Genomic DNA, 24,742 nt, shown 5'->3' on the forward strand with positions numbered 1-24,742 from the left:
GTCACTGCTGATTTTACGCATCAGCGTTCATGTATTTGCACTCTGATACAGAATGCTTCACAGCGCTCTGTTACCGGAGAGATTTACTCTCTTAGGTTATTCTGGCAAATCCTTTACGTTACTCTCTGATGACTTCTTATATTTATAATACCAATCAGACAACCTTATCCCATCGGTGATATCAGTCTCCTGCTCGCCAGGAACGGGCTGACTCACTGTAACCACCTCCGAAAACAACTCTGCAATTATCAGAACGCCTGCTTCTCTCCCTGTCCTCACGAAAACTATCCCCTCTTTATCGCGCGTGCGTGCGGAAGCATCTTTTCGCACCCCCGTTACTTTATTCGTACCCCTTATAATGGGGTGTTAGCCAGCCAGACCCGGCATGATTACTGCCCCCAGTCGTCCATGATCCGGGGGGTGATGTCACCGGGTCTGGTGGGGCGCTGGTAACCGCTAATAGGGGTCAGGTCAGGCACTTTTGCCGGGACCGTCTGTAACGTGGATGCCGGTACCTGCTCCCCGTGGTTATCTGCTTAACCCATATACAAGGGAGACAGAATGACCGAATCCAGCGATTACGAATCCGTCCAGGTCTTTATCGGCGTTGATGTCGGTAAAGATACGCATCACGCTGTAGCCATTAATCGTTCAGGTAAACGCCTGTTCGATAAAGCATTACCCAACGACGAAAACAAACTCAGGTCGCTAATATCTGACCTGAAACAACATGGTCAGATACTGCTGGTTGTTGATCAGCCAGCTACCATCGGTGCGTTACCTGTCGCCGTTGCCCGCTCAGAAGGAGTCCTTGTCGGATACCTCCCTGGACTGGCCATGCGCCGCATAGCCGACTTACACGCCGGTGAAGCTAAAACTGATGCTCGTGACGCTGCCATCATTGCCGAAGCTGCCCGTACCCTGCCTCACGCGCTACGCACGCTGAAACTGGCTGACGAGCAAATCGCCGAACTCTCCATGCTCTGCGGCTTCGATGATGATCTTGCCGCACAGACAACGCAGGCCAGCAACCGTATCCGCGGCCTTCTGACCCAGATACATCCGGCACTGGAGCGCGTTCTCGGTCCGAGACTTGATCACCCGGCGGTACTCGATCTTCTCCAGCGATATCCCTCACCAGAAAAACTCGCTTCGCTGGGTGAGAAGAAGCTGGCAGCCCAGCTCTGCAAACTTGCGCCTCGTCTGGGTAAACGCCTTGCAGCAGACATAGCTCAGGCACTGGCCGAACAAACCGTCGTCGTTCCCGGCACGAATGCCGCTGCCGTAGTACTGCCACGTCTGGCACTCCAGCTCATCACGCTGCGTAAGCAAAGAGACGAGGTGGCGCTTGCGGTAGAACAGCGAGTTCTTGCTCACCCTCTTTACCCGGTCCTGACCAGTATGCCCGGAGTCGGTGTCAGGACCGCAGCCAGACTCCTCACCGAGGTCGCCTGCCGCGCCTTCGCCTCTGTCGCACATCTCGCTGCTTATGCTGGCCTTGCGCCGGTAACTCGGCGATCCGGCTCGTCAATACGCGGTGAGCATCCCTCGCGACGGGGTAATAAAGCTCTCAAACGGGCGTTGTTCCTGTCGGCCTTCGCCGCGCTCAGGGATCCGCTCTCCAGGGCTTACTACACCCGCAAAATGAGTCAGGGAAAACGACACAATCAGGCGCTTATCGCCCTGGCGAGACGACGCTGCGACGTTCTGTTCGCCATGATGCGCGACGGGACTTTTTATACCCCGCAGGCGTCATAACATGCTTGACAACTTAATAGGGGCACCCCCCGGGATTCCGCTACGGCTCTGCCATCGCAATCCCCCCGTTTATCTCCGGACAGCCAGATTCCCGATTATTTTTTACGTTTCTCCCCGGTTGTTATGCCGGTGAAGGTGGCGCGCTGTTTTCATGACCACACCGGCTGGTTTAACAACATCCGGAGGAACATTCTCATGGCTACCCCAGTTTCGCTGATGGATGACCAGATGGTCGACATGGCGTTTATCACTCAACTGACCGGCTTAACCGATAAGTGGTTTTACAAACTCATCAAAGTTGGGGGCTTTCCTGCCCCCATCAAAATGGGGCGCAGCTCCCGCTGGCTGAAAAGTGAAGTGGAAGCCTGGCTGCAGGCGCGTATTGCACAGTCCCGTCCGTACGTAAGCCGGTAATACCTGAAAATCAGTCTATTACCGCCCGCGCCTCCGTTACCGAACGCTCAGGTGACAAGACTGAAGCCAGCACGCACTCGTAAAATTTGCGGTCAGTTCTGCCAGCCGGTTGTCAACGGCAGAGTTAAAGGCTTCCAGCTCCGCAAGGGTAAGTTTATAACGCGTGTGGGAATTCACTTTTCCCGCGTCTCCTGACGTATTACGGGCTGCCACTTACCTGGTGTCCCGCAATACAGCCTTAGTGTTCCGTTATCGGGGATCCGGACGCACCGCAACAACCGGGGAAGTATTTCTGGTTAGAGCAGTGTCAAGAGGGATTTCTCAGCCCCTCACTCACCGGCTCAGTCTCAGGGCAGGAGCATTAATACGCTCAGTTCATGTCTTATACAGGAATGGGCATAGGGGGAGCTGGCGTGTCACTGCTGATTTTACGCATCAGCGTTCATGTATTTGCACTCTGATACAGAATGCTTCACAGCGCTCTGTTACCGGAGAGATTTACTCTCTTAGCTTACTCTGGCAAATCCTTTACGTTACTCTCTGATGACTTCTTATATTTATAATACCAATCAGACAGCCTTATCCCATCGGTGATATCAGTCTCCTCCTCGCCAGGAACGGGCTGACTCACTGTAACCACCTCCGAAAACAACTCTGCAATTATCAGAACGCTAGTTTTCCCCTTGTCTCACGAAAGTCCTCCCTCCTTTATCGCGCGTGCGTGCGGAAGCATCTTTTCGCAACAACCCCCCGGGATTCCGCTACGGCTCTGCCATCGCAATCCCCCCGTTTATCTCCGGACAGCCACATTCCCGATTATTTTTTACGTTTCTCCCCGGTTGTTATGCCAGTGAAGGTGGCGCGCTGTTTTCATGACCACACCGGCTGGTTTAACAACATCCGGAGGAACATTCTCATGGCTACCCCTGTTTCGCTGATGGATGACCAGATGGTCGACATGGCGTTTATCACTCAACTTACCGGCTTAACCGATAAGTGGTTTTACAAACTCATCAAAGTTGGGGGCTTTCCTGCCCCCATCAAAATGGGGCGCAGCTCCCGCTGGCTGAAAAGTGAAGTGGAAGCCTGGCTGCAGGCGCGTATTGCACAGTCCCGTCCGTAATTTTTAACCACTAACCCTTCGCCCAAAGCAGACGCAATCTCCGGCCTGCCGGCGGCGCTCTGCTGCCTGTTATCCCCCGTGAGGAATATGAAAATGAAACAACAGTATCAGACCCGTTACGAGCTGCTCCATGAAAACTACCAGAAATGGCTGACCGGCTTCACCCGGCACGCCGTATCATGGGGCGTGTGTCATCCGAATATCTACTATTTCCATAATCTGACGCCCGGGTGGGTGTCATTCAATGGCGAAAAACCGGAGATTGCCATCGTTCCCCAGAGTCTGCACCGGCTGATTTATGGTCCGGACAAACGGAGCTCCCCGTCCCTGGATGATGATCTGGTGGTGAATTTATGCACCAGCGAACACCTGCTGGTTCATCATCCGATGCTGGAAGGGATCCTGCTGTCTGAATGTGAGCGCCTGAAGCAACATTCTCTGGCAAACAAACTGATCAGCCTCTTCCGTCAGTTTGGCGGCACGGAGTTACGTCTCAAACTGGTCTGGCTCTGCTGGCTTGACTTAATGACCGGAAACAGCCTTGACGACTGGACGAAAAACCTGAAACACAAATCAGAAAAAGATCTGGAGCAATGGATCATTGCACGTCAGGGTCAGAGTGAACCACTGACAAATCTGATGGATCAGTACGTGCTTATGGCATACCGTACATCGGTTGATGCCGCTCACAGTTGATGTCTGATAACCACAGGGCTGGCAGCAGAAAACCAGCCCTGTGGTAAAATACAGTAATAGCGGCGTACATCAGGCACGCCGCTCACTCGTCCACAGATCATATACGTCATTATACTGCGCGATAACGGAGGGCTTCAGCACCCGGTCATTTCTGAGCGGGTATGAATACCATTGATGATGCGAAGCAGCCACGGGCAGAAACGTTCTTCACAACCAGGTGCCTCCATCTTCACTGCAGGCTGAATGTGCCGGCTTGTTATCCACCAGAAATGGTATGCTCCGGTACATGCATACCCCGGAGACTATAAACGCACTGAATCATAGCCTCCCACCTCAGCAGGAGGCAGTCAGCTTTCAGGCGGAAAAACGTTGCAGTTAAAGATCGTGAGAATCGCTGTTTCGTTGCATAGCAACCCGAACAGTTGTAGTTGAAACATTTTACCTGCATCAGCACATGGTCAGGCGCCGTCTGTATGGCGTGGAATACTGATGTTTCGGCTGATGGCAAGCCTCATTCTCTGTGGAAACAGGGGCGCGCATTAGCTTCTCAACCAGAGAGTGTCACAAAGACAAATATTGCTGAAAATCGCATTCATCGTTCAGGCGTGAATGCCCGGAGACAAAAGCCGCTGTCCGCACAGCCCCCCTCTGATCTGAACAAAAAGCATACACACAACAGGCTCACCTGACCCCGAAAAACCATAACTTCAGCAATACCAGTGACACCAGCACGTTACCTCAGTGCCACATCTTCAGACCGCGATCAATCTGAAATGTGACTATCGGGGCAATATCCCAGTTTTGTGGTACACGATAACCAGAAAACATCCCCTGAACCGCCAGCCAGAAAGACCGGCCACAAAAGGGTTAAGCTGAAATCGTTTATGGATTACATCGACATATGCCTGGCAGAGAATGTCCGGAATGACGAGGTTATCTTTGCGGAGATTAAGGCAATGTGTCAACGACGGATGAAAAGTGATCCACTTATATCTCCACCAACGGCCCAATATTGATCCACCGTTTTACTCAGGATTAGCTTCTGCTATAACCCCGGCCTTTCGTTTCTGTCTGAGTCGATAGCTTTCTCCTTTGATTTGAACGACATGTGAGTGGTGTAAGATACGGTCCAGCATCGCTGAGGTCAGTGCTGCATCACCGGCGAACGTTTGATCCCACTGCCCGAACGGCAGATTGGATGTCAGGATCATTGCGCTCTTTTCGTAACGTTTAGCGATGACCTGGAAGAACAGCTTTGCTTCTTCCTGACTGAACGGCAGATAGCCTATTTCATCAATGATGAGCAGGCGGGGGGCCATTACTCCACGCTGAAGCGTCGTTTTATAACGGCCCTGACGTTGTGCCGTAGATAACTGAAGTAACAGATCTGCTGCTGTTGTGAAGCGAACTTTGATACCTGCACGGACTGCTTCATAGCCCATCGCTATTGCCAGATGGGTTTTCCCCACACCTGATGGCCCCAGTAATACGATATTTTCATTACGTTCTATGAAGCTGAGTGAGCGTAACGACTGGAGTTGCTTCTGCGGTGCTCCGGTGGCGAATGTGAAGTCATACTCTTCGAACGTTTTCACCGCCGGGAAGGCTGCCATTCGGGTATACATCGCCTGTTTACGTTGATGACGTGCCAGTTTTTCTTCATGAAGCAGATGCTCCAGGAAGTCCATATAACTCCATTCCTGGTCTACTGCCTGTTGTGACAGCGCAGGCGCTGCGCTTATAAGGCTTTCCAGTTGCAACTGCCCGGCGAGCGCCATCAGTCGTTGATGTTGCAGTTCCATCATCACGCCACTCCTCTGCAGAATGAGTCGTAGATGGAGAGTGGATGATGCAGGGGGTGTTTGTCGAAGTTCACCAGATTTTCACCAGGATGCACGTCATACTCTTTTTTCTCCGGAGGCAGTGCCAGCATGGACTGCTGCTCTTCGAGCCAGCGATCGCAGGGACGGGCCTGGATTGTTTCATGCTTTCGTTGGTTAGCGACATCGTGCAGCCAGCGCAGACCGTGGCGGTTGGCTGTTTCAACATCGACAGTGATCCCCATCGGGCGCAGGCGAGTCATTAGTGGAATGTAAAAACTGTTACGGGTGTACTGCACCATCCGTTCCACCTTACCTTTAGTCTGTGCCCTGAAGGGGCGACACAGTCGGGGAGAGAAGCCCATCTCCTTGCCGAACTGCCACAGCGAAGGATGGAACCGGTGCTGACCGGTCTGATATGCGTCACGTTGCAGAACCACAGTTTTCATATTGTCATACAACACTTCGCGCGGCACACCACCAAAGAAGCGGAACGCATTACGATGGCAGGTCTCCAGCGTGTCATAACGCATATTGTCAGTGAATTCGATGTACAACATTCGGCTGTATCCGAGAACAGCAACGAACACGTGAAGCGGTGAGCGGCCATTACGCATAGTGCCCCAGTCAACCTGCATCTGTCGTCCGGGTTCAGTTTCGAACCGAACGGCAGGCTCCTGCTCCTGAGGAACCGAGAGAGAACGAATGAATCCCCTGAGAATGGTCATTCCGCCACGATATCCCTGGTCTCTGATCTCGCGAGCGATTACCGTTGCCGGGATTTTGTAAGGATGAGCATCGGCGATGCGTTGACGAATATAATCCCGGTATTCATCCAGGAGTGAAGCAACAGCAGGTCGCGGCGTATATTTTGGCGGCTCAGATTTTGCCTGCAAATAACGTTTAACGGTATTGCGGGAGATCCCCAGTTCTCTGGCAATCGCCCGGCTACTCATTCCCTGCTTGTGCAGGATTTTAATTTCCATAACTGTCTCAAAAGTGACCATAAACTCTCCTGAATCAGGAGAGCAGATTACCCCCTGGATCTGATTTCAGGCGTTGGGTGTGGATCACTATTGCACCGTTCGTGACACAATGGGCCATACGGGCCGACGTTCCATGCCGCGTTACTACATTCAGCCCGGACGTAAAATGCGCCCGTCAAAAAGAACGGTTCGCTTCGAAACTCAGCCAGGATACCACCTCTCCGCCACACCCGGGAAGAAGTTGATATGGTGGTTGCCGGACAACAGAGCTCTTGGATTGACTGCTGCATCACTCAACCACGCTGAATATCAAAGGAGAGCGTTACCGGTTAAAAGAGAAACGTAAAGCTGTGGTGATGACCCAAAACGCAACGCCTGTCAGTGAGGATGAAATGGTGAAAAGCGGACAGCATCAGTAACGGAAGTATCTTAGCGGGTACGAAAATGGCAGGATCGTGACATTGACAGAATATCTCCTGATCATCCTGAATGACTGCAGTTGCTGTGGAAAAGTAAGCTGTCTCCACCCACGGCACGACTTAACAGGCATTCCGTAACTCCCCCAGACTTACTATGACGCATTATCGGTGCACTTAAAACCGCAGACCGCATTGCGGGTGTTACTGCATGACAGTCTGACCGTATTGTGAGATGTCGGCAGGAACCGATGTCCGCGCAGGGGGGAACTTCCTGCAGTACCTGACGCTTCAAATAGTATTAACCGTAGGGCGTTGTTGGTTCCGGATCGCGGAAATGGGAGCACAGGTCTGCTACGGGGTGTACCTCTGACAGTAAATCCGGCTCGCTCATCTGACAGCCTCTCTCCCGGAAAAGACCAAAAATGAGATCGTCTCCTCAACAGCAGAGAAGAGGTCTTGACAGACAGGCTACATTGCATACGATTTATGAAGAAAAAGACAGCAAATATGGAGGTTATAGCGGAGAACACCCTACGAAATTCCTATGAAAAACGATTGAAAAAAATATCAAATTCGATTCGTTTTTATATGCTTTTTGGGAACGTGGCGATGACGAACTGTTGCATGTGCAGAGGAGAATGCACCCGGAAGCACCAGAATCATCCAGAAAGGCAGAACGATTACGCATCAAACCAGGAGACAGCAATATCAAGGTAATACACTGATTTAAAATGAATTTACAGCAATACGTGAAAACATTTTTTACTTAAAGGAGACAGATGCGCTGAAGAGAGTGCAGGTATTTTTATATAAAAATGAGAAGATTACGGGATATATATCCGGCACACTATGACCGGAGAATACCAGTCAGGCTTAAAAAGACAATAAATACAGTGAGTTAAATACACAGAGAAAACGAAAACGTAGTATCAGAGGGTACATCTTACAACAGAGACTGAATTTCCGGTTTTTCATAACCGGCGCATTCCGGAAAATGCAGGCGGCCCGGAGCTCTTCTGACGCCAGTACCTGATAGATTGTTCTGTACATTCTGTACATCATGTACGGAGGTTTTTGTTTGCTTTCTTAAAATCTGCAAATGTGGGAAGAGCAGGTGAGGTGTATTGTGGGAAAGGAACTGGATGATATCTGCACCAGCTGTCCGTATATCGATGCTGTAAAACGGCACAAACAACAGCTCGGTGCCATAGAGGAATATACAAAGTGGTTAAAAAAAGAACCACGGGCATCTTATTTTTTTCTGTTCCGGCTGTATACCCGCATTCACAATACATTTTTCCCCCAAAAGCAACAACTCCCGTTCACTCCCGGTGGCACTCACTGCCCGGAACCTGATGTCACCCTTCGGGACTTAACGCTTTCCCCGGGCTACCACAGTGATTATGCCCCTCACCCCATTCCGGAGATGGACAGTTCTATTGTTGTTCCCCCCACTAATGAAAACACCTCGCCTCCGGAAGATACTCCCGACAACACTCCGGCCGGAGGCAATACCGGACAAGCGGAAAAGACCAGAAACGCAGGACTCACACCCATTCCTGAAAAACGTTCAGGAATGCCCCCGGAACATCTGCGGTTTGCCATGGGTTTTCCATCGCAACCGAAGATTGCCGGTCCCAGAGAAAAGCCGATGCGCACCGTGCATCCGGATAATATCTACCGTGAAATTATATGGTTCTGCTCCAGTTACCTGCTGAAATCCGGACCAGAGGCTACGAGGACGATTATCAACTCAGTATTCTCTGAATGGGCCAGCATAAACAATGATTACCCCTCCCCCTTTTCGTGGGTGGACAGCAGGGACAGTGAACAGTGTGACTGGTTATGGAACGCCATGCAGGTCCGGTGTGTGGGAACCCCGCTGAATCCCCTTACCCCGGAGCAGAAATACTGGTTCGCCTGCGCCACGTTTGATAACTGGGAAGGCTGGAATGAGCAACAGGTACAGTTTTTACTGGAAAGTAATCCCAGACGGAACAGAGCGAAGTTTACGCAGGCCTCCTTCCAGGCCCCCAGGATTCAGCATAAAGCGATTCTTCTTGATGAGCTGAAAAGTGCCCGGGAGCAACAAAAAAGGCGTGATGAACGTGCTGATGGTTCCGTCCCGCTGAAACTGTCCGGAAAAATCCACAAACAGCTTGAAAGTATTGCCCGAAGTCGTGGTGTCCTCCCAAAAAAACTGCTGAATGAAATGATTGAGCAGGCGTACCAGGACTTTGTGGCAAATGAGCAACACAAGACACTGAGTTAAGGACCGCAGGGCCTCCGGTTACCGATTCTGCAGCATACACAACGAATGTGTCCGGCTCTTACCTGTGGGGGCCGCACTAAAGTTACGCATTGAGTATGAGTGGGTAATCCCGGATGAGAATATCCCAGTTTTTACACTATTCACTGAAGGTGCGACATATCATTCAGTCTCTCTGAATTCTTCATTTCAGTGGCCCCGGCTACAGTCGTTTAATCTCCTCCACGAACCGGGGCCGCAACTTGTTGTGTCAATACCAAATTGTTGGTCATTACTGTCTTGTGTCACTGGCGCTGACAAGTGAACTGAAATCCGCACCTTAATATTCTGACTGGCTGCGTACATTCATGGCATGAAGCGGCCGGAGCGGCTGAACTGAAGGTCCGTTGTGAGCGAACAGCGGACATTCACTACACATGGTTCAAACATGAACCGGAGCTTTATTGTCTAGCTGTCAGTGTACTGCGATTTACCCGCTCGGCTGTCCAGAAAATCGGTCTGAAATCCAGTCATTAAAGGGCCTTAGCCTGACATTAAGCAACTTGGTAGGCGGATAGATAATAGAAATAGGAATGCGCAGGTCTGTCATGTTGCCTAGAACGGTGACAAGCTGTCCGGTGCGAAATCATTCCGGCAGCGACAGGCTCATGTGTCAGCCCGACGCCCAGACCGTCAACGAGCATGTGGATCTGCGAGGCGTTATCGTTCGCAGCGATGTTAAAACGAACAATCTGCTCATCTTCTAGAAGCACAAGTGCTTTAATGACATTAAGGCGGTCTATATGTTGCATTACAGACTTCCTATTGATCTTTACCTGAGGCTGAAGCAACCACGTTAATCCGACTATTTTTCGATTGCACCATCCACTATCACCATCGATCTTCCCTGAGCACAACGTTCAACTCTCCCGCGTACGCCGTATACCTGCGCAAGGCTCTCTGCATGGATCACCGTTTGCGGGTCGCCGCTGTCGATAAGTTTCCCCTCTTTCAGCATGATGACCTGGGCGGCATGCCGCAGTGCGATATTGATATCGTGTAAGACGACCAGCGTAACCATATTGCGTCTTCGCGTTTCGCGCGATACAACATCCATCACATGGAACTGATAATTGAGATCCAGCGCGCTCAGTGGTTCATCCAGCAATAATAATTCGGGGCGGCGAATAAGCGACTGTGCAAGCCCCACCAGCTGCTTCTGACCGCCGGACAGGCTATCGAGGTAGTTCATTGCCAGATGTGCGATGCCTAGCTCTTCGAGCAGCGCTATAGCCTGCGCCTGATTTTGCCCGGCGCCGGAGGCGCGCTGGGCGACAACCACCGACTCCAGCACCTGTAAATGCACGCCCTGCGGCAGGGACTGCGGCAGGAACACAACTTTTTCAGCCCGACGAGCAAACGGCAGCGATAAGAGATTCTCTTCATTCAGCCAGGCTTCGCCACTGGCGCGATTTAGCCCGGCCAGGGCGCGCAGTAGCGTTGATTTACCGCAGCCATTAGGCCCCAGCAGTACAGTGACTTCGCCGCGCGGCAGCGTAGAAATCGACAGATGCTCAATAATCCGCCGTTTGCCGTAACCGGCGCACAGCGCATTAATCGTAAGCCCGCTCATGACATACTCCCTCGATGACGCATTACAATGCTCAGAAAGAACGGAACGCCTACCAGCGAGGTAACAATTCCTACCGGTAAAATGACACCGGGAATGATGTTCTTCGACGCTACCGAGGCCAGCGATAGCACCAGCCCACCGATAAGGATGCTTCCGGGCAAATAAAAGCGATGATCTTCTCCCAGCAACAGGCGGGAAATATGCGGTGCAACCAGGCCAATAAAGCCAATTGGCCCCACAAACGCAACCGAAAGGGCCGCCAGCAGGCTGATGCGCAGCAGGGAACCCAGGCGCAAACGGCGAACATCAATGCCAAAACTCATCGCCCGCTCTTCGCCGAGGCGTAGCGCGGTAAGCTGCCAGGCACGACGCAGCGACCAGGGTAAAACAATCGCCATCGCCGCCGCCAGCACCGCCAGTTTCTCCCATGATGCGCGAGCCAGGCTGCCCATCGTCCAGAACACCAGGCCCTGCAAAGTATCTTCATCGGCGACAAACTGCATAATGGACACCAGCGCATTGAAGGTAAACACCAGCGCAATCCCAAACAGCACAACGCCCGACGTCGGCACGCGCGTCCAGCGGGTCAGACTATCGAGCAGCAGGGCGGACAGGAGCGCAAAAAGAAAAGCGTTTGCCGGTATAAACCCGCTTTCGGGAACGCCGGGAATACCGATGCCCAGAACAATCGCCAGCGCTGCGCCAAAGGCCGCCGCCGACGAAACGCCAAGCGTAAACGGGCTGGCGAGGGAGTTATTCAGAATAGTTTGCATCTCTGCCCCGGCCAAACCCAGCGCCATTCCTACCAGGAGCGCCATCAGCGCATAGGGCAAACGGATGTCCCAAACGATAACCCGCATGCCGTTAGTCGCCCCGGACGGATGCATCAAAGTCTTTATCAGCGAATGTAAAGGGAGCCCTGAGGGGCCGAGGGTGAAATCGAGCAGCAGCGAAGCAATGATAGCGATAAAAATAACCGCCAGTATTACCAGACGCTGGCGAAAAAGCTGGCGATAGCGGTTCTCGACCGACAGCGTACTTTCCAATACAGTCATGGTTTTTCACAGCCTCCGTTAGCGCGGCGGATTGAGCACATCGCTCATCTGCGCATCGCTTAACGTCAGGCCAAAGAACTGCCGATAAAACTCACGCGTCTCTTTGCGTATATCCACATCAGCAAATCGCGCAGGATAAAGCGTTTTCGCCAGCCACAAAAATTGCAGCGCCTCTTCGCTGGTTTCACGGCACCACCAGAACATTCCTTTCGGATTAACGTAAACGCGATGATGAATGACCGCGTCCACGCTTGCCCACTGCGGAGAACTCAGAATGGCATCCGCGTCGCGCTTGTTCATCGCGATGATAACCGCCGGATTGGCAGTGACAATTTTCTCCAGCGCGACTTCACCCGAACGGTTTTGTTGATGCTCGCCAAACCAATTTTCAGCGATATTTTTGCCGCCGGCCAGGTCAATCCAGTCCTGGTTTAGCGAGGGTCTACCGGTGGTGGTCAGCGGATTGCCCATACTGTGATAGAGCGACACGCGCTGTGACGCAGGAAGATCTTTCAGGCGCCCGGTGACCAGGGCCACGTTGCGATCGAAGTAGCGTTGATAGGCGAGCGCTTTTTGCTGCGCATCGGGCCCCAGCACCGCTGCCGTTTGCTGTACGCGCTGCGTTAACGCCCGCAGTGAATTCGCCTCAAACGCCAGCACCTGCACCCCAGCCTGTTTCAGCAACGCCTGTTGAGGCACTACCATATTCTGCGGTACAAAAAGCATATCGACCCCCAGCGCGATAATCTGTTCGGGATTGATTTCATGCCCGCTGTTTACGCTAACTGCTGCGACTTTCTCTATGCGCGGCAGGCTCTGGCGAAACAGGGGGATCCTTTTTGCAATCATCGAGGTTCCGACAATGTTATCGCCGTACCCCAGCATGGCAATAATGGTATTTTGCGCCGGCCACGGTGACGCGATACGCACCTCCTTGTGCGTATTTTCTGCGTGCAGGCTGGCCGCCAGCAGCAGCGCCAGCAGCGGAAATAAACGGGAGAGTTTCATCATTTATCCATCAGAAATCGAAGGTGACGGATGCACGCACTTCGCGGCCGCCGCCGATAAACGCACTTGGGGAACCGTTATCGCCATCGGTACCCGATGGGAAGATAGAAGCCCAGTAATGTTTATCAAACACGTTGTTTACCACCACGCGGAAAGTGGTTGGGACGTTGCTCACTTTCGTGGTGTAACGCGTTCCCAAATCCCATGTGGTATAGCTGCTGGCGTAAGAGGTGTTGGTATCGTTCGCCGCGCGTTTGCCCGTATAATGGACGTTAGCGCTGTAAACCCATTCCGGTATGGACGGCAAACTGTATTCCGCCAACAGATTGGCCTGCACTTTCGGCACGCCGACAACCTGTTTATTGCTGGTTGAGGCATTCGCCGTATCTTTCAGTTTCGGGTCGAGGAAGGTCACGCCGCTGTAAATATTCAGCCCCTGCCACACATTCCCGGCAGCGGTTAACTCAAGGCCGTTGTTAACCTGGTTACCCTGCTCTTTATACACGTTATCCGTATCAAGATAGGCAAACGGACGTTCCAGTCGGAACAGCGCGGCGCCTAGATTCATCTCGCCGATGTCCGATTTTAGCCCCACTTCATACTGCTTGCTGCGATACGGGTTTAGCGTTTGACCGGCATTTTTTACGCTCTCATCCGTCGGTGCGGTACCGCCCTGCTCCAGCGAATCGGCATAGCTAACGTAGGCCATTGTGTTAGGGGTAATTTTATACATCAGCGCGGCGTTCGGACTTAAACCATTTTCATCAACCTGGTTCGTTTGATTACCGTGCTTATCGTAGTTTTTAGTCTGCAGCCAGCTCTGGCTGAGATAGAACATTGCCGACCACTGCGGCGTAAATGTCACCGTATCGCCGAGCGTAACGCTCTGCTGAGTATTTACGCTGGAGCGGTATCGCGGCCCGCCGGTGCGGATTTTGCCATCGCCCTGCTCATCTATCGCATCCGGGTGATACATATTTGTTGTACCCCAGCTATAGCTGGAACCTGTTCCTTTGGCACTATAAAGCGACCAGACATATCCCGTGGTAGAAAGTGACAGATCGTGGCAGATAGAGCCGGTATCAATATGACCATTCAGCCCGGCGGTGTTGCTCAGGACGCGAAAACGTCCGGCAGCGGTGGAATCCTTCATCGAACGAGAGATATCGCCCTGATTGTTGAGTATTTTACTGGAAACACTACGCATCGCGCGGTCAGCCTGCTGCCAGCCCACGCCAGCGTTCATGGACCAGTCGTCGTTAAAGTAGTGGATCAGGCGAGTGCTGATGGTATCGGTAGTGAGGTCGTTGCCCGCAGTGCTGAGCGCCAGATTTTTGTCCTTCGGATTCGGCGCAGACGGCAGTTTGACGTTCGGCCCATAGTTAAAGCTACCGACATAGCCTTTCTGGATAAATTCGTAATGGCTGGCGTCGAGCTGTAGCTGAGTGCCCGGCTGAATATTCCAGTCGAGCGCAACGGAAACGAGTTTGCGACGCAGCGTGCTGTCATGCACATTGCCTTCCCCTTCCTGATCAAGCAGGTTCACGCGATAGCCAAACCGTTTGTTTTCATCAAAATGGCCACCCAGATCGGCATGGCCGGTAAACGCACTGCGGCTTTGATAGCCCAGCGTCACTTTACGCAGCGTCTCTTCGGTTGGGCGCTTCGCCACGAAATTAAACTGCCCTGCTGGGCTCGCCGGGCCGTACAGCGCGCCGGTCAAACTGTTAAGCACATCCATGCGCTCAAGCATTTCCACCGGAAACGCGGTTGTTGAAACGATATTCAGCCCGTCCAGACGGCTGTTGGCCACCACGCTGCCCTGCATCCCCCGACTTTGCGGACGCCCGACATCCATTCCACCGCGCGCCTGCATTTGCGTACTGGGAGAGTATTTCAGCATCTCGCTGACGCTTTGCGCCTGCTGATTTTCAATCATCTCTTTAGTAACAGTGGTGCTGGAATATGGTGTTTCGATCCAGGATTTCGTTCCCAGCGGGCCGACATCTATATCGTTCGTTTTGAAACCGGCACCGGCGGCAGAATCGGTGGTGTCGGCGGCGGTGTTGCCCGTGACAATCATTTCATCTTCAGAAGTAGACGAGGCATGAGCATGAAGCGGTATGAAAGACGCTAATGCTGGCAAAAGCGCAGCGAAAGTTATTTGAGTTTTCATGAATCACTGATCGTTATGTAAATATTTATATTACGATCGGTGCATAGGCAAAATTATGATCCAGATCACACGTGAATGTAAGTTATTTACAAATTACGCTAACCTTCTGTCTCCGCTCTTTGCAGCATAAAAGTATGGCGGCGCGTTGTTGAAAGCAGGAGCGGCCGGGTTGTCAGAAAGCTGGTTTGGACGCAAGTAATATATAACAACTCTGATTACCGCATACTGTCAGGACAGTATCTACTTGAGCGTCCGCCTTTGGCACAAAGCGGACTGTCAGATTAGATTCAGACCTGTACTCATTAGCTGATACAAATCAGCCACATATACCTGCATTCAAAATAATTTCAGAAAGATATTATCTCCGTGAATCCCCCGCCACCTTTCCGGTGCACGGGGTTTTGTCTTTTTTCACTGGGAATACATGTATGAATCCGTCTGATGCCATTGAGGCAATTGAAAAACCGCTCTCCTCCCTGCCTTACCCGATTTCCCGTCACATCCTGGAACATCTGCGCAAACTCACCCGTCACGAACCCGTGCCTGGCATTATGGGTAAAAGCGGGGCCGGTAAATCCTCACTCTGTAATGCACTGTTTCAGGGGGAGGTCACCCCGGTCAGTGCACTCATGACAGTGCTTCCCGGACATGCCGCCATCCCTCTGATGACACGCCTGCAGGACGAACTGCGCACGGAGTCTGTCCGCACTCAGACCCGTGAACAGTTTACCGGTGCGGTGGACCGGATATTTGACACGGCGGAGAGTGTCTGCATTGCCTCTGTTGCACGCACGGTTCTGCGCGCCGTCCGTGACTCGGTGGTCTCTGTTGCCCGCGCGGTATGGAACTGGATTTTCTTCTGAACCCGGTGGTGATGTACCAGGCTGTTGTTACAGATTTTTAACTCCATGAAAACACTATGCAAACGCAGCCATACCCGGGGTGTCCCCTTGCGTTGTGTTTTTCAAGTTAATAGAATACATCGATCGTTACTATCATATCGATCGTTATAAACGATCGTTTGTGGTAAATGACCTCCTCCGTGGTTGTCATGAAAATGCGTCTCAGGAAGGTTAAATAATGCACGAAAAGAACATCGCCCTGCTTTGTGATGAAGCCGACCGACTTTTGCAACTGAACATTAATCTGCTCCGGCAAATGGTTGAGGAGCCAGATGTGTTATCTGACAGTAAGAACGAAAAAAGACTGCTTTTTGATAAACAGAAAGCACTGAAAAGAATTGAGGAGCTGGAGGGCGAACAAATCAAAACCGCCCGCAGGGAGATGGTGCTGGCTGTTGTCGGCACGATGAAAGCAGGTAAATCAACCACCATCAACGCCATTGTGGGGCAGGAAATTCTGCCTAACCGTAACCGCCCCATGACCTCTGTACCGACGCTCATCCGCCACGTTCCCGGAAAAACTGAGCCGGTTCTCCATCTGGAACATATTCAGCCTGTCCGCAATTTATTAATCACACTGCAGGAAAAACTCGCCACCCCGGCAGGACAGCAGGTCGCACAGACCCTGCAGCAAACCGGGGATACCCGCGAACTGCTGGATATTCTGACGGATGATGGCTGGCTCAAAAATGAATACCACGGGGAGGAGGAAATCTTTACCGGACTGGCATCGTTAAACGATCTGGTTCGTCTTGCTGCGGCAATGGGGAGTGAATTTCCTTTTGATGAATACGCAGAAGTGCAGAAACTGCCGGTGATCGACGTGGAATTCAGCCATCTGGTGGGGATGGATGAATGCCAGGGAACACTCACACTGCTGGATACCCCCGGCCCTAATGAAGCCGGACAACCGCAGATGGAAGTGATGATGCGGGATCAACTGCAGAAAGCCTCTGCGGTGCTGGCGGTGATGGACTACACCCAGATGAACTCGAAAGCCGATGAGGAGGTTCGTAAAGAGCTTAATGCCATTGCTGATGTGTCTGTCGGCCGCCTGTTTGTGCTGGTCAATAAATTTGATGAAAAAGACCGTAATGGCGATGGGGCTGATGCAGTCTGTCAGAAGGTACCGGCAATGCTGAACAGCGATGTGCTGCCCGCCTCCCGCGTTTATCCCGGATCCTCACGCCAGGCATACCTGGCTAACCGTGCGCTTCATGAGTTACGGAAAAACGGAACCCTTCCTGTTGATGAAGCCTGGGTCGATGATTTTGTCAGGGAAGCCTTCGGTCGCATGAAAAAAGATTACGTCTGTAAAGACAGCGAACTGGCAACTGAAGGGGCGACAGACCTGTGGGAAGGCTCACTTATCGATCAACTGATAACGGAAGTCATACTGAGTTCACACTCCAGAGCTGCGGCACTGGCGGTTGATTCTGCCGCCGCAAAACTGATGCAGAATGCAGAAAATATCAGTGAATACCTGTCGTTACGCCATCAGGGGCTGATGCAAAGTATTCAGTCACTGCAGGCGCATATCACCAGCCTGCTTGAGGATATCCGGGAAATAGCAGACTGTCAGGAGCAGGTGACCGCTGATGTCAGAATGGCCATGGAGGAGATCGATGCCAGAACCCGGGAATTACTGACGGGGGTCTGCACCTCACTGGAAGAGGAGCTGAATGACTATTTCAGAAGCGGTAAACGCAAAGAACAGCAAATGCTGGAGGAAGAAAATTCAGCGCAGCCCCGGGAGAGAAACGCATTCGCTTTCTTTCTCGATATTTTCGGAACCGGAAATCAGCATGACAGGATGCGGGACTTTGATCCCGACAGCCCCGAAATAAAATTCAGTGATCGCAGGGAAGCCCTTGAACTGATGACGCAAATCGAATCGACCGTGACCAGCCTGCACCGTGAGGCTGAAGCACAGTTCCGGCCTGAGCTGGAGAAAATCGTCAGCGGGATTGAAACAGGTTTTCGTGGCACGGCCCTGTACGCCACAGAAAACATTGCCGGTCGCATCAATACCCGCCTGGAGGATGAGGGCTTTACCGTAAAAATCAGTTTTCCGGCAGTCAGTCAGTTACAAACCCGGCTCGCGGTAAAAACAAATCTGAGTGCGCTTATGGAGGAAAGAACGGAGACCGTCACCCGTCGCCGTCGGCAGAGTGGTTTATGGGGAAAGATTTGTGGAGCGTTTGGCACCAGTGACTGGGGCTGGGAAACCTATAAAGAGGATGTGAGCCGCAGTGTTATCAATATCAACACCGTCAGGAAGGAAGTTATGTCACTGACCCGGGCATATTTCGGGGAGCTGCAGGCATCCATTGAGCAGGATATTAACCAGCCCGTCCGCCAGGAAATCGATGCCTTTTTCTGCGCATTCAGGGAGAAAGTTGAACAACTGCGTAACACGCTGATTCAGAGCTCTGAAGATCATAAACGCGATCAGCAGGCACAGGAACGGCTTACCAGGAGACTTCAGGCATTAAATGAAAGGGTTCCTGAGCTCATTACTGACAGTAAGGCGCTGAGGGAAGAGCTGGAGACAATGCTGTGACTTCACCATTTATTCAACAAATTGCTGATAACCGGGTATGTCAGGTACTCACCTGTCTTCCTGAAAAATTTGTGGTTGATTTCGCAAACGGAATCGATGTTGCACAGGAGCATATCCGCACGGCCGGAGAGCGCACGTTCTTCCGGCGTTTAAAAGAGGGACTGACCGGCGAAGGCGCTGCACGGCAGAATGCCATCAATGCTTCGGTTGCACAGGGCCTTGAGGCGTCCCTGCGCTGGCTGACGGAGCTGACAACGTCACTTGCCACCACAAACTACGCGATTACCCGGGTAAACGACAGGGTCAGTTCACTGGTCAGTGATACTGCCAGGCTGGCGCATTATTCCGCAGATACACGGGAGCAGTTACTCATCCTGGCCGATCAGGTTCACCATAAACTGAATCATCTTGAAGAAAAACTCCACCGTGTTGACCAGGTTCAGCGGGCGCAGTTACATCTTGAGCAGATATTCTCATGGTGGAGCGCCGGGCGATATGCGTCATTTTCCCCTGCCGGACGTTGTTATGTGGCGCTTGAAGAGCTTCGCTGGGGCGCGTTTGGTGATGTGATACGTCAGGGCGAAACAGGCCAGGTTAACCAGCTACTGGATATTCTCAGACATAAAGCATTAACGCAGATGGCACAGGAGAGTGGCGGTAGTGCAACCGTGCGTCTGAACACTCTGGACTGGCTTGGTGGTCAGGGCCGGGAGCAGGCAGATAACGAGTGGCATGACGCGATTAACTGGCTGGGAGACTGGTGCAGTGAAGAGCAGCATCCGGTGATCTGGTCAACCACGCAGGCTGCAGAACACTTACCGGTTCGCATGCCTCGCCTCTGCTCTGCAGAACGCCTCTCTGAAAGTATGGTCGATGAAATATTTCAGAAGGGGGCTGGATGAGTACAGAAATGAAAACGGGGCTGGTGCTGTCCGGTGGCGGGGCGGTGGGCGCTTATCAGGCGGGAGTGGTTAAGGCACTGGCAGAGTGTGGTACACAGATCAGCATGGTTTCAGGGGCCAGCATTGGCGCATTCAATGGTGCCATTATCGCGGCCTCTCCCGATCTGTCAGAAGCTGCCGTACGCCTGGAGGCGCTCTGGGATCATCTGGGGAATAATCAGGTGCTGTCGGTAAACCGATTGGTTTACTTTTCATTGCTGAAAAAATTGTTCCAGGCAATGAACCTCTGCCAGATCCCCGGACGTGCAGGAGCACTGCTTACGACGCTTCTTCGCCATATATCGATACTCAACGGGTTTGACAATCTGATGGCTCAGCCGTTGTTGTCAGATGAGCCCCTGACAGCGCTGTTGGATCATTATCTTGATACTGATGCTCTGGCAGACGGGCTACCGCTGTATGTGTCGCTGTACCCCACAGAAGGGGGCATGCAGGATATTATTGACTGCATTCGTGCTGAACTGGGTGCCGGAACCACGAAAAACGCCGTTTTTCAGCATATCCAGAGCCTGCCCCGCGGACAGCAGAAAGAGGCTCTGCTTGCGTCAGCCGCGCTGCCCCTGCTGTTCCGTCCCCGTGAGGTTCAGGGGACAATGTTCGGTGATGGTGGTATGGGAGGATGGCGAAATATGCAGGGAAATACCCCTGTGACGCCTCTGGTCGATGCCGGATGCAATATGGTGATTGTGACGCATCTGAGTGACGGTTCTTTATGGGATCGCCAGGCTTTTCCGGTCACCACAATCCTTGAGATCCGTCCCCGGAAAAGGCTGAAATATGCAGGTGATGGTGACAACAGCGGCGGTCTGCTCAGTTTCACGTTGGCACATACCGACGCCTGGCGTCAGCAGGGCTATGAAGACACGATGCTGACGATGGAGCATATCCGGAAACCGCTGGCAGCACGTCAGGTACTGTCCCGGTCAGAAACGGTGTTGCAGAAAAGTCTGGAGATAACGGAAGAGGCAGATTTGGCACTGAGAAACGCGATGGCCCGGATTAAATAAAGACGCCCCAAAGAAACGCCACCGCCTGTGGTGGTGTTTTTCCTGGCTGGTGTTATTGAAAATATTTTCAGATATATATTACCTGAGAGAAAGTTTTACCCCTCACCTGTCAATTCACTCACTGGAAATTTAATTATGCAATTACCTGTAAAGTTATTAATGAGCCTTATATCTCTGGTCAGCGTTATTGCACGTGCCGGGAAATATAAAAATTACATCCGGGATGAAATAAAATACTGGCGATATACATCATACAAGGGGGGGGAATTTCCGGAAGGTTTCACTGATGAGAAATTTTCCAGCGCCATTTACAACGGAAGAATATTTACAATGAAACGTTTACATACCCTGATGTTATTTCTGGCGGTTCTGTTTACTGGCTTTAACGTGGAAGCAGCGAGCGTGAAACAAGCGCTCAGCTGCGACCCAAACGCCCGGGCTGAACAACCTGGAGCGTGTCCAACAACGTATGCGTATTTTCATGAAAGGAGATCACTCAATAACTTCCATCGAGATCGGGTAATAACATTTGAACAGATCGCTGAATAACATCGATGGAGATCACTTTTGACTCATTTTGTTATTCAGTGATCTCCATCAATGTTATTGGAACTTCACAGGTGTGTTGATCTGTATCTTTTGCCATTCCGGTAAAGGATACCTATGCCAACAGTTCCAATTTCTATGAGAAAACTTAAAGAAATTCTTAGGCTTAAATACGGTGTTGGACTCAGCCATCGACAAATTGGTCGTAGTCTTGCAATCTCCCCTTCCGTTGTATCCAGATATGCTAATCGGGCGGCTCAACTTGGCATAAAGCAGTGGCCCTTACCTACAGGATGGGATGATACAAAACTAAAACATGCGTTCCTTCAGACCCAGGTTAAGATGAAGAAGCACTCTCTGCCTGACTGGGCTACAGTACACCGGGAACTGCGTAATAAATGCGTGACGCTGCAGCTACTCTGGGAAGAATACTGTGAGCGTAATCCAGGCGGTTTTTACAGCTATAACCATTACTGCCGGATGTACCGTGAATGGCTCAAAACCACTTCACCATCAATGCGTCAGGTACATAAAGCTGGCGAAAAACTTTTCGTTGATTACTGTGGACCTACCGTTGGCGTTACCGACCCTGAGACCGGAGAAATAAGAACTGCTCAGGTCATCGTAGCTGTTCTCGGGGCATCAAGTTACACATGGGCAGAGGCCACCTGGTCTCAGCAGCTTGAAGACTGGGTGATGAGTCATGTTCGCTGCTTCCAGTGGTTGGGTGGCGTTCCTGAACTTGTTGTTCCGGACAATCTGAAAAGCGCCACATCCAGGGCATGTAAGTATGATCCTGACGTTAACCCTACCTACCAGCAGATGCTTGAGCATTATAATGTCGCAGTTTTGCCTGCGCGGCCACGTAAACCGAAAGATAAAGCCAAAGCTGAAGTTGGCGTTCAGGTTGTTGAACGCTGGATCATGGCCCGAATCAGGCATGAGATCTTCTACAGCCTTGCATCGCTTAATCAGCGCATTCGGGAGTTGCTGGAAAGACTGAATAACAAAATAATGCAGAAGTTGGGTTATTCACGTGCAGAACTCTTCATCCAGCTTGATAAACCCGCACTGAAGCCTCTTCCTGAAGCCAGTTACAGTTACACCCTGGTGAAGAAAGTCAGAGTTCATGCCGATTACCACGTGGAAATCGACAAACATTACTACTCGGTTCCATGTTCGCTGTTAGGCCAGCAACTGGAAGCATGGATCTCCGGAGAACTGGTAAGACTCTTCAATCAGGGGCAGGAGGTTGCTGTGCACCCGCGCAAGCGTACTTATGGCTACAGTACCCGCAACGAGCACATGCCTGAAGCTCATCGACAGCATGCCACCTGGACGCCAGAGCGTCTTCTGGAATGGGCGGGGCACATAGGCAGTGAAACTCATAGTTATGTGCTTCATATACTGAACTCTCGTCCACATCCGGAACAAAGCTATCGCTTCTGCCTTGGACTCCTGAACCTTCATAAAAAATACAGTAAAGCCAGACTTAATGCAGCATGTGCAAGAGCTCTGAAAACAAAGGTATGGCGTCTGTCAGGTATTAAATCGATCCTGGAAAAAGGTCTGGATAAACAACCTGTTCAGGATCCAAAACCAGATCTGTTATCCACGATGGAACACGAAAACGTACGCGGCAGTGAGTATTACCACTGATACGGGATCCAATGATGAATCATCTTTACGAACAACTGACCGCACTTAAACTCACCGGCTTCCGTGATGCGCTTAAAAAGCAACTTGCTCAACCGGGCACATACCAGGAGCTGGGCTTCGAAGAACGCCTGTCATTACTGACAGCAGAAGAACTAACCTGCCGTGAAAACAGGAAGGCAGAGCGTCTGATCAAACATGCACGGTTCAGACTTAATGCTGAGTTATCAAAGCTGGATTATCGTAACAATAGAGGGCTGGACAGGGCCCTCATCCGTTCACTCAGTCAGGGAAACTGGTTAACCCTGAAACAAAATATTTTACTGACCGGGGCCACCGGCAGCGGTAAAACGTTCCTGGCATGTGCACTTGGTCATAATGCCTGCCGACAGGGATACAAGGTCTACTATTATCGCCTTAAAGCGCTGATGGAACAGTGCTATCAGGGGCATGCTGATGGAAGATACAGCAAACTTTTGACCAGGCTGAATAATAGCGATCTGCTGCTTCTGGATGACTGGGGGCTGGAACCTCTCTCATCAGAACAGCGTAGCGACCTGCTGGAAATAGTGGATCTGATGTACCAACGAGGCTCAATCATCGTAGTGAGCCAGTTGCCGGTGGAAAACTGGTACAAAATGATCGGAGACTCCACACATGCGGATGCCATCCTAGATCGACTGGTTCATGGCAGTATCAAGATCGAACTTAAAGGAGAATCAATGCGGAAAATACAATCTCCGTTGACCGAAGGAGATCAGTGAAGGTAATTTAAAAACGGTTCTGTGAAAGTGACACGAACCGATCTCCATCGATGTTACTCACCGATCTCCTTCACGGTAATACGCAACGTACGAGTTGTACGAAGGTGACGCTGCCTACAAAGCTGCGCTTGACAAAGCATTAAAACCGGTCGGACTGAGCGGCATGTTCGGTAAAGGCGGGTATATGGATGGCCCTGGCGGAAACGTAACGCCAGTAACCATTAACGGTACAGTCTGGCTCCAGGGCGACGGTTGCAAAGCCAATACCTGCGGCTGGGACTTTATCGTAACACTCTATAACCCAAAAACCCATGAAGTCGTTGGCTACCGCTACTTTGGTTTAGATGACCCGGCCTACCTGGTTTGGTTCGGCGAAATTGGCGTGCATGAATTCGCGTATCTGGTGAAAAACTACGTAGCTGCGGTTAACTAATTTAAGGAGTCTGTCATGAAAACTTTTATCAAAACTTTACTCGTTGCTGTAACTATTCTGTTCTCTGTCTTCGCTGCGGCGAAACAAGTAAAACTGCCAAACAACATCAAATACGTTAATACTACAGAGGCGTTTTCCTGTACTGAGATTGACGGTATGAATTGCCAGACGAAGAATCCGTTCAACTATAAAGATAACAGCTATGTTTTCGTGCTTGAACGTGGTGGTGCCTGGTGTTACGACTACACTGTCTCGGTACTTAACCTGAAAACCGGGAAAGAACAGATGCTCGAATACAAAGACAACCAGCTGTGCTCAGGTAGCAACAAACCGTTCTTCGAAATCAAAAATGGCGTACCGACGGTAGGAGTCATCGACACATCCGGAAAACCTGTCGTTGTGGCTCTGGACAAACTTAAAACCTGAGGAGTAAACCATGCGTTTCTCTGCACATTATTAATATCAAAGGTAAATACAGCCCCAGCCATTGTTGCCGGAAAGCCGCTTAATGCGTGGCTCGCCAGTGAAAGGCTTCTCAGACAATAAACCTCATTCATTTCACCCGTCAGGCCG

The 24,742-nt window shown here is 51.4% G+C and carries 21 protein-coding genes and 6 pseudogenes; 18 read left to right on the top strand and 9 right to left on the bottom strand.

Going from position 1 to position 24,742, the window contains the following annotated elements; all coding sequences use genetic code 11:
* Positions 1-96: 96 nt before the first annotated feature.
* Positions 97-330, bottom strand: a complete 234-nt coding sequence (locus G434_RS30925) for a hypothetical protein (RefSeq protein WP_001224230.1) — start codon at positions 328-330, stop codon at positions 97-99.
* Positions 331-561: 231 nt separating this feature from the next.
* Between G434_RS30925 and G434_RS18725 the strand changes: the two genes are divergently transcribed.
* Both G434_RS18725 and G434_RS18720 read left to right on the top strand, forming a co-directional pair.
* Positions 562-1,758, top strand: coding sequence for an IS110-like element ISEc20 family transposase (locus G434_RS18725; RefSeq protein ID WP_001296203.1), 1,197 nt, complete (start codon positions 562-564; stop codon positions 1,756-1,758).
* 195 nt (positions 1,759-1,953) lie between these two features.
* A complete protein-coding gene (locus G434_RS18720; RefSeq protein ID WP_016249734.1) occupies positions 1,954-2,172 on the top strand; it encodes a helix-turn-helix transcriptional regulator in 219 nt (72 codons plus the stop codon).
* A gap of 36 nt (positions 2,173-2,208) precedes the next feature.
* Here G434_RS18720 and G434_RS0124995 read toward each other — a convergent pair.
* Positions 2,209-2,352: pseudogene (locus tag G434_RS0124995) on the bottom strand (Hha/YmoA family nucleoid-associated regulatory protein); the annotation flags it as partial.
* Positions 2,353-3,088: 736 nt separating this feature from the next.
* Here G434_RS0124995 and G434_RS28990 point away from each other — a divergent pair.
* The 4 genes and pseudogenes from G434_RS28990 to G434_RS29680 all read left to right on the top strand — a co-directional run.
* Positions 3,089-3,295, top strand: coding sequence for a helix-turn-helix transcriptional regulator (locus G434_RS28990; protein ID WP_000235219.1), 207 nt, complete (start codon positions 3,089-3,091; stop codon positions 3,293-3,295).
* 93 nt (positions 3,296-3,388) lie between these two features.
* A complete protein-coding gene (locus G434_RS18710; protein ID WP_000813432.1) occupies positions 3,389-3,991 on the top strand; it encodes a hypothetical protein in 603 nt (200 codons plus the stop codon).
* Positions 3,992-4,464: 473 nt separating this feature from the next.
* Positions 4,465-4,680 (top strand): hypothetical protein, encoded by a 216-nt coding sequence (locus G434_RS27190; RefSeq protein ID WP_001327829.1) that lies wholly within the window; start codon positions 4,465-4,467, stop codon positions 4,678-4,680.
* 141 nt (positions 4,681-4,821) lie between these two features.
* Positions 4,822-4,950: pseudogene (locus G434_RS29680) on the top strand (IS21 family transposase); the annotation flags it as partial.
* A 66-nt stretch (positions 4,951-5,016) separates the two neighbouring features.
* Here the strand turns inward: G434_RS29680 and istB (G434_RS18705) are convergent.
* Both istB (G434_RS18705) and istA (G434_RS18700) read right to left on the bottom strand, forming a co-directional pair.
* Positions 5,017-5,799: an IS21-like element IS100kyp family helper ATPase IstB gene (istB, locus tag G434_RS18705; protein WP_001317493.1), complete on the bottom strand. Its 783-nt coding sequence runs from the start codon at positions 5,797-5,799 to the stop codon at positions 5,017-5,019.
* Positions 5,796-6,818, bottom strand: coding sequence for an IS21-like element IS100 family transposase (gene istA / locus G434_RS18700; RefSeq protein ID WP_000255956.1), 1,023 nt, complete (start codon positions 6,816-6,818; stop codon positions 5,796-5,798). The genes istB (G434_RS18705) and istA (G434_RS18700) overlap by 4 nt, the downstream gene beginning before the upstream one ends.
* A gap of 88 nt (positions 6,819-6,906) precedes the next feature.
* On the opposite strand from istA (G434_RS18700), the pseudogene G434_RS31090 reads away from it, so the two are divergent.
* From G434_RS31090 to G434_RS18695, 3 genes and pseudogenes are all read left to right on the top strand, one after another.
* Positions 6,907-7,064, top strand: a pseudogene (locus tag G434_RS31090) (IS21 family transposase); the annotation flags it as partial.
* Between the two features lie 14 nt (positions 7,065-7,078).
* Positions 7,079-7,216, top strand: a pseudogene (locus G434_RS30280) (AAA family ATPase); the annotation flags it as partial.
* A gap of 1,126 nt (positions 7,217-8,342) precedes the next feature.
* Positions 8,343-9,488, top strand: coding sequence for a hypothetical protein (locus G434_RS18695; RefSeq protein WP_001296206.1), 1,146 nt, complete (start codon positions 8,343-8,345; stop codon positions 9,486-9,488).
* Positions 9,489-10,018: 530 nt separating this feature from the next.
* Here the strand turns inward: G434_RS18695 and G434_RS18690 are convergent.
* From G434_RS18690 to G434_RS18670, 5 genes are all read right to left on the bottom strand, one after another.
* Positions 10,019-10,237 (bottom strand): hypothetical protein, encoded by a 219-nt coding sequence (locus G434_RS18690; RefSeq protein WP_072276226.1) that lies wholly within the window; start codon positions 10,235-10,237, stop codon positions 10,019-10,021.
* Positions 10,238-10,329: 92 nt separating this feature from the next.
* Positions 10,330-11,097, bottom strand: coding sequence for an ABC transporter ATP-binding protein (locus tag G434_RS18685; RefSeq protein WP_000016207.1), 768 nt, complete (start codon positions 11,095-11,097; stop codon positions 10,330-10,332).
* Positions 11,094-12,152, bottom strand: a complete 1,059-nt coding sequence (locus G434_RS18680) for a FecCD family ABC transporter permease (protein ID WP_000217077.1) — start codon at positions 12,150-12,152, stop codon at positions 11,094-11,096. Before G434_RS18680 ends, G434_RS18685 begins: the two co-directional genes overlap by 4 nt.
* Positions 12,153-12,170: 18 nt before the next feature.
* Positions 12,171-13,160, bottom strand: a complete 990-nt coding sequence (locus tag G434_RS18675; RefSeq protein ID WP_000778018.1) for an ABC transporter substrate-binding protein — start codon at positions 13,158-13,160, stop codon at positions 12,171-12,173.
* Between the two features lie 10 nt (positions 13,161-13,170).
* A complete protein-coding gene (locus G434_RS18670) occupies positions 13,171-15,336 on the bottom strand; it encodes a TonB-dependent receptor (protein WP_000856948.1) in 2,166 nt (721 codons plus the stop codon).
* 428 nt (positions 15,337-15,764) lie between these two features.
* Between G434_RS18670 and G434_RS27215 the strand changes: the two genes are divergently transcribed.
* From G434_RS27215 to G434_RS18630, 9 genes and pseudogenes are all read left to right on the top strand, one after another.
* Complete coding sequence (locus tag G434_RS27215) at positions 15,765-16,199, top strand: GTPase family protein (protein WP_001069649.1); 435 nt, start codon at positions 15,765-15,767, stop codon at positions 16,197-16,199.
* Between the two features lie 217 nt (positions 16,200-16,416).
* Positions 16,417-18,801: a dynamin family protein gene (locus tag G434_RS18660; RefSeq protein ID WP_001531797.1), complete on the top strand. Its 2,385-nt coding sequence runs from the start codon at positions 16,417-16,419 to the stop codon at positions 18,799-18,801.
* Positions 18,798-19,703: a diguanylate cyclase regulator RdcB family protein gene (locus G434_RS18655; RefSeq protein ID WP_000203551.1), complete on the top strand. Its 906-nt coding sequence runs from the start codon at positions 18,798-18,800 to the stop codon at positions 19,701-19,703. The genes G434_RS18660 and G434_RS18655 overlap by 4 nt, the downstream gene beginning before the upstream one ends.
* Positions 19,700-20,770 carry a patatin-like phospholipase family protein gene (locus G434_RS18650; RefSeq protein WP_000102633.1) on the top strand — a complete coding sequence of 357 codons (1,071 nt, stop codon included), beginning with the start codon at positions 19,700-19,702 and terminating at the stop codon, positions 20,768-20,770. The genes G434_RS18655 and G434_RS18650 overlap by 4 nt, the downstream gene beginning before the upstream one ends.
* 135 nt (positions 20,771-20,905) lie before the next feature.
* Positions 20,906-21,250 (top strand): annotated as a pseudogene (locus tag G434_RS18645) (hypothetical protein); the annotation flags it as partial.
* A 183-nt stretch (positions 21,251-21,433) separates the two neighbouring features.
* Positions 21,434-22,975: an IS21-like element ISEc12 family transposase gene (gene istA, locus G434_RS18640; RefSeq protein WP_001298859.1), complete on the top strand. Its 1,542-nt coding sequence runs from the start codon at positions 21,434-21,436 to the stop codon at positions 22,973-22,975.
* Between the two features lie 14 nt (positions 22,976-22,989).
* Positions 22,990-23,736: an IS21-like element ISEc12 family helper ATPase IstB gene (gene istB, locus G434_RS18635; RefSeq protein ID WP_001016257.1), complete on the top strand. Its 747-nt coding sequence runs from the start codon at positions 22,990-22,992 to the stop codon at positions 23,734-23,736.
* Positions 23,737-23,818: 82 nt separating this feature from the next.
* Positions 23,819-24,169, top strand: a pseudogene (locus G434_RS0125005) (hypothetical protein); the annotation flags it as partial.
* A gap of 15 nt (positions 24,170-24,184) precedes the next feature.
* Positions 24,185-24,595: a hypothetical protein gene (locus G434_RS18630; RefSeq protein ID WP_000846703.1), complete on the top strand. Its 411-nt coding sequence runs from the start codon at positions 24,185-24,187 to the stop codon at positions 24,593-24,595.
* Positions 24,596-24,742: the final 147 nt, after the last annotated feature.

The organism is Escherichia sp. KTE172 (genome assembly GCF_000408845.1).
GTDB classification, from domain to species: Bacteria; Pseudomonadota; Gammaproteobacteria; order Enterobacterales; family Enterobacteriaceae; genus Escherichia; species Escherichia coli.

Bases quoted from the DNA above. Each gene is read 5' to 3' on its own strand.
- G434_RS18725 (WP_001296203.1), top strand. From the start codon at position 562: ATGACCGAATCCAGCGATTACGAATCCGTCCAGGTCTTTATCGGCGTT.
- G434_RS18720 (WP_016249734.1), top strand. From the start codon at position 1,954: ATGGCTACCCCAGTTTCGCTGATGGATGACCAGATGGTCGACATGGCG.
- G434_RS28990 (WP_000235219.1), top strand. From the start codon at position 3,089: ATGGCTACCCCTGTTTCGCTGATGGATGACCAGATGGTCGACATGGCG.
- G434_RS18710 (WP_000813432.1), top strand. From the start codon at position 3,389: ATGAAACAACAGTATCAGACCCGTTACGAGCTGCTCCATGAAAACTAC.
- G434_RS27190 (WP_001327829.1), top strand. From the start codon at position 4,465: ATGGCGTGGAATACTGATGTTTCGGCTGATGGCAAGCCTCATTCTCTG.
- istA (WP_000255956.1), bottom strand. From the start codon at position 6,818: ATGGTCACTTTTGAGACAGTTATGGAAATTAAAATCCTGCACAAGCAG.
- G434_RS18685 (WP_000016207.1), bottom strand. From the start codon at position 11,097: ATGAGCGGGCTTACGATTAATGCGCTGTGCGCCGGTTACGGCAAACGG.
- G434_RS18680 (WP_000217077.1), bottom strand. From the start codon at position 12,152: ATGACTGTATTGGAAAGTACGCTGTCGGTCGAGAACCGCTATCGCCAG.
- G434_RS18675 (WP_000778018.1), bottom strand. From the start codon at position 13,160: ATGAAACTCTCCCGTTTATTTCCGCTGCTGGCGCTGCTGCTGGCGGCC.
- G434_RS18670 (WP_000856948.1), bottom strand. From the start codon at position 15,336: ATGAAAACTCAAATAACTTTCGCTGCGCTTTTGCCAGCATTAGCGTCT.
- G434_RS27215 (WP_001069649.1), top strand. From the start codon at position 15,765: ATGAATCCGTCTGATGCCATTGAGGCAATTGAAAAACCGCTCTCCTCC.
- G434_RS18660 (WP_001531797.1), top strand. From the start codon at position 16,417: ATGCACGAAAAGAACATCGCCCTGCTTTGTGATGAAGCCGACCGACTT.
- G434_RS18650 (WP_000102633.1), top strand. From the start codon at position 19,700: ATGAGTACAGAAATGAAAACGGGGCTGGTGCTGTCCGGTGGCGGGGCG.
- istA (WP_001298859.1), top strand. From the start codon at position 21,434: ATGCCAACAGTTCCAATTTCTATGAGAAAACTTAAAGAAATTCTTAGG.
- istB (WP_001016257.1), top strand. From the start codon at position 22,990: ATGAATCATCTTTACGAACAACTGACCGCACTTAAACTCACCGGCTTC.
- G434_RS18630 (WP_000846703.1), top strand. From the start codon at position 24,185: ATGAAAACTTTTATCAAAACTTTACTCGTTGCTGTAACTATTCTGTTC.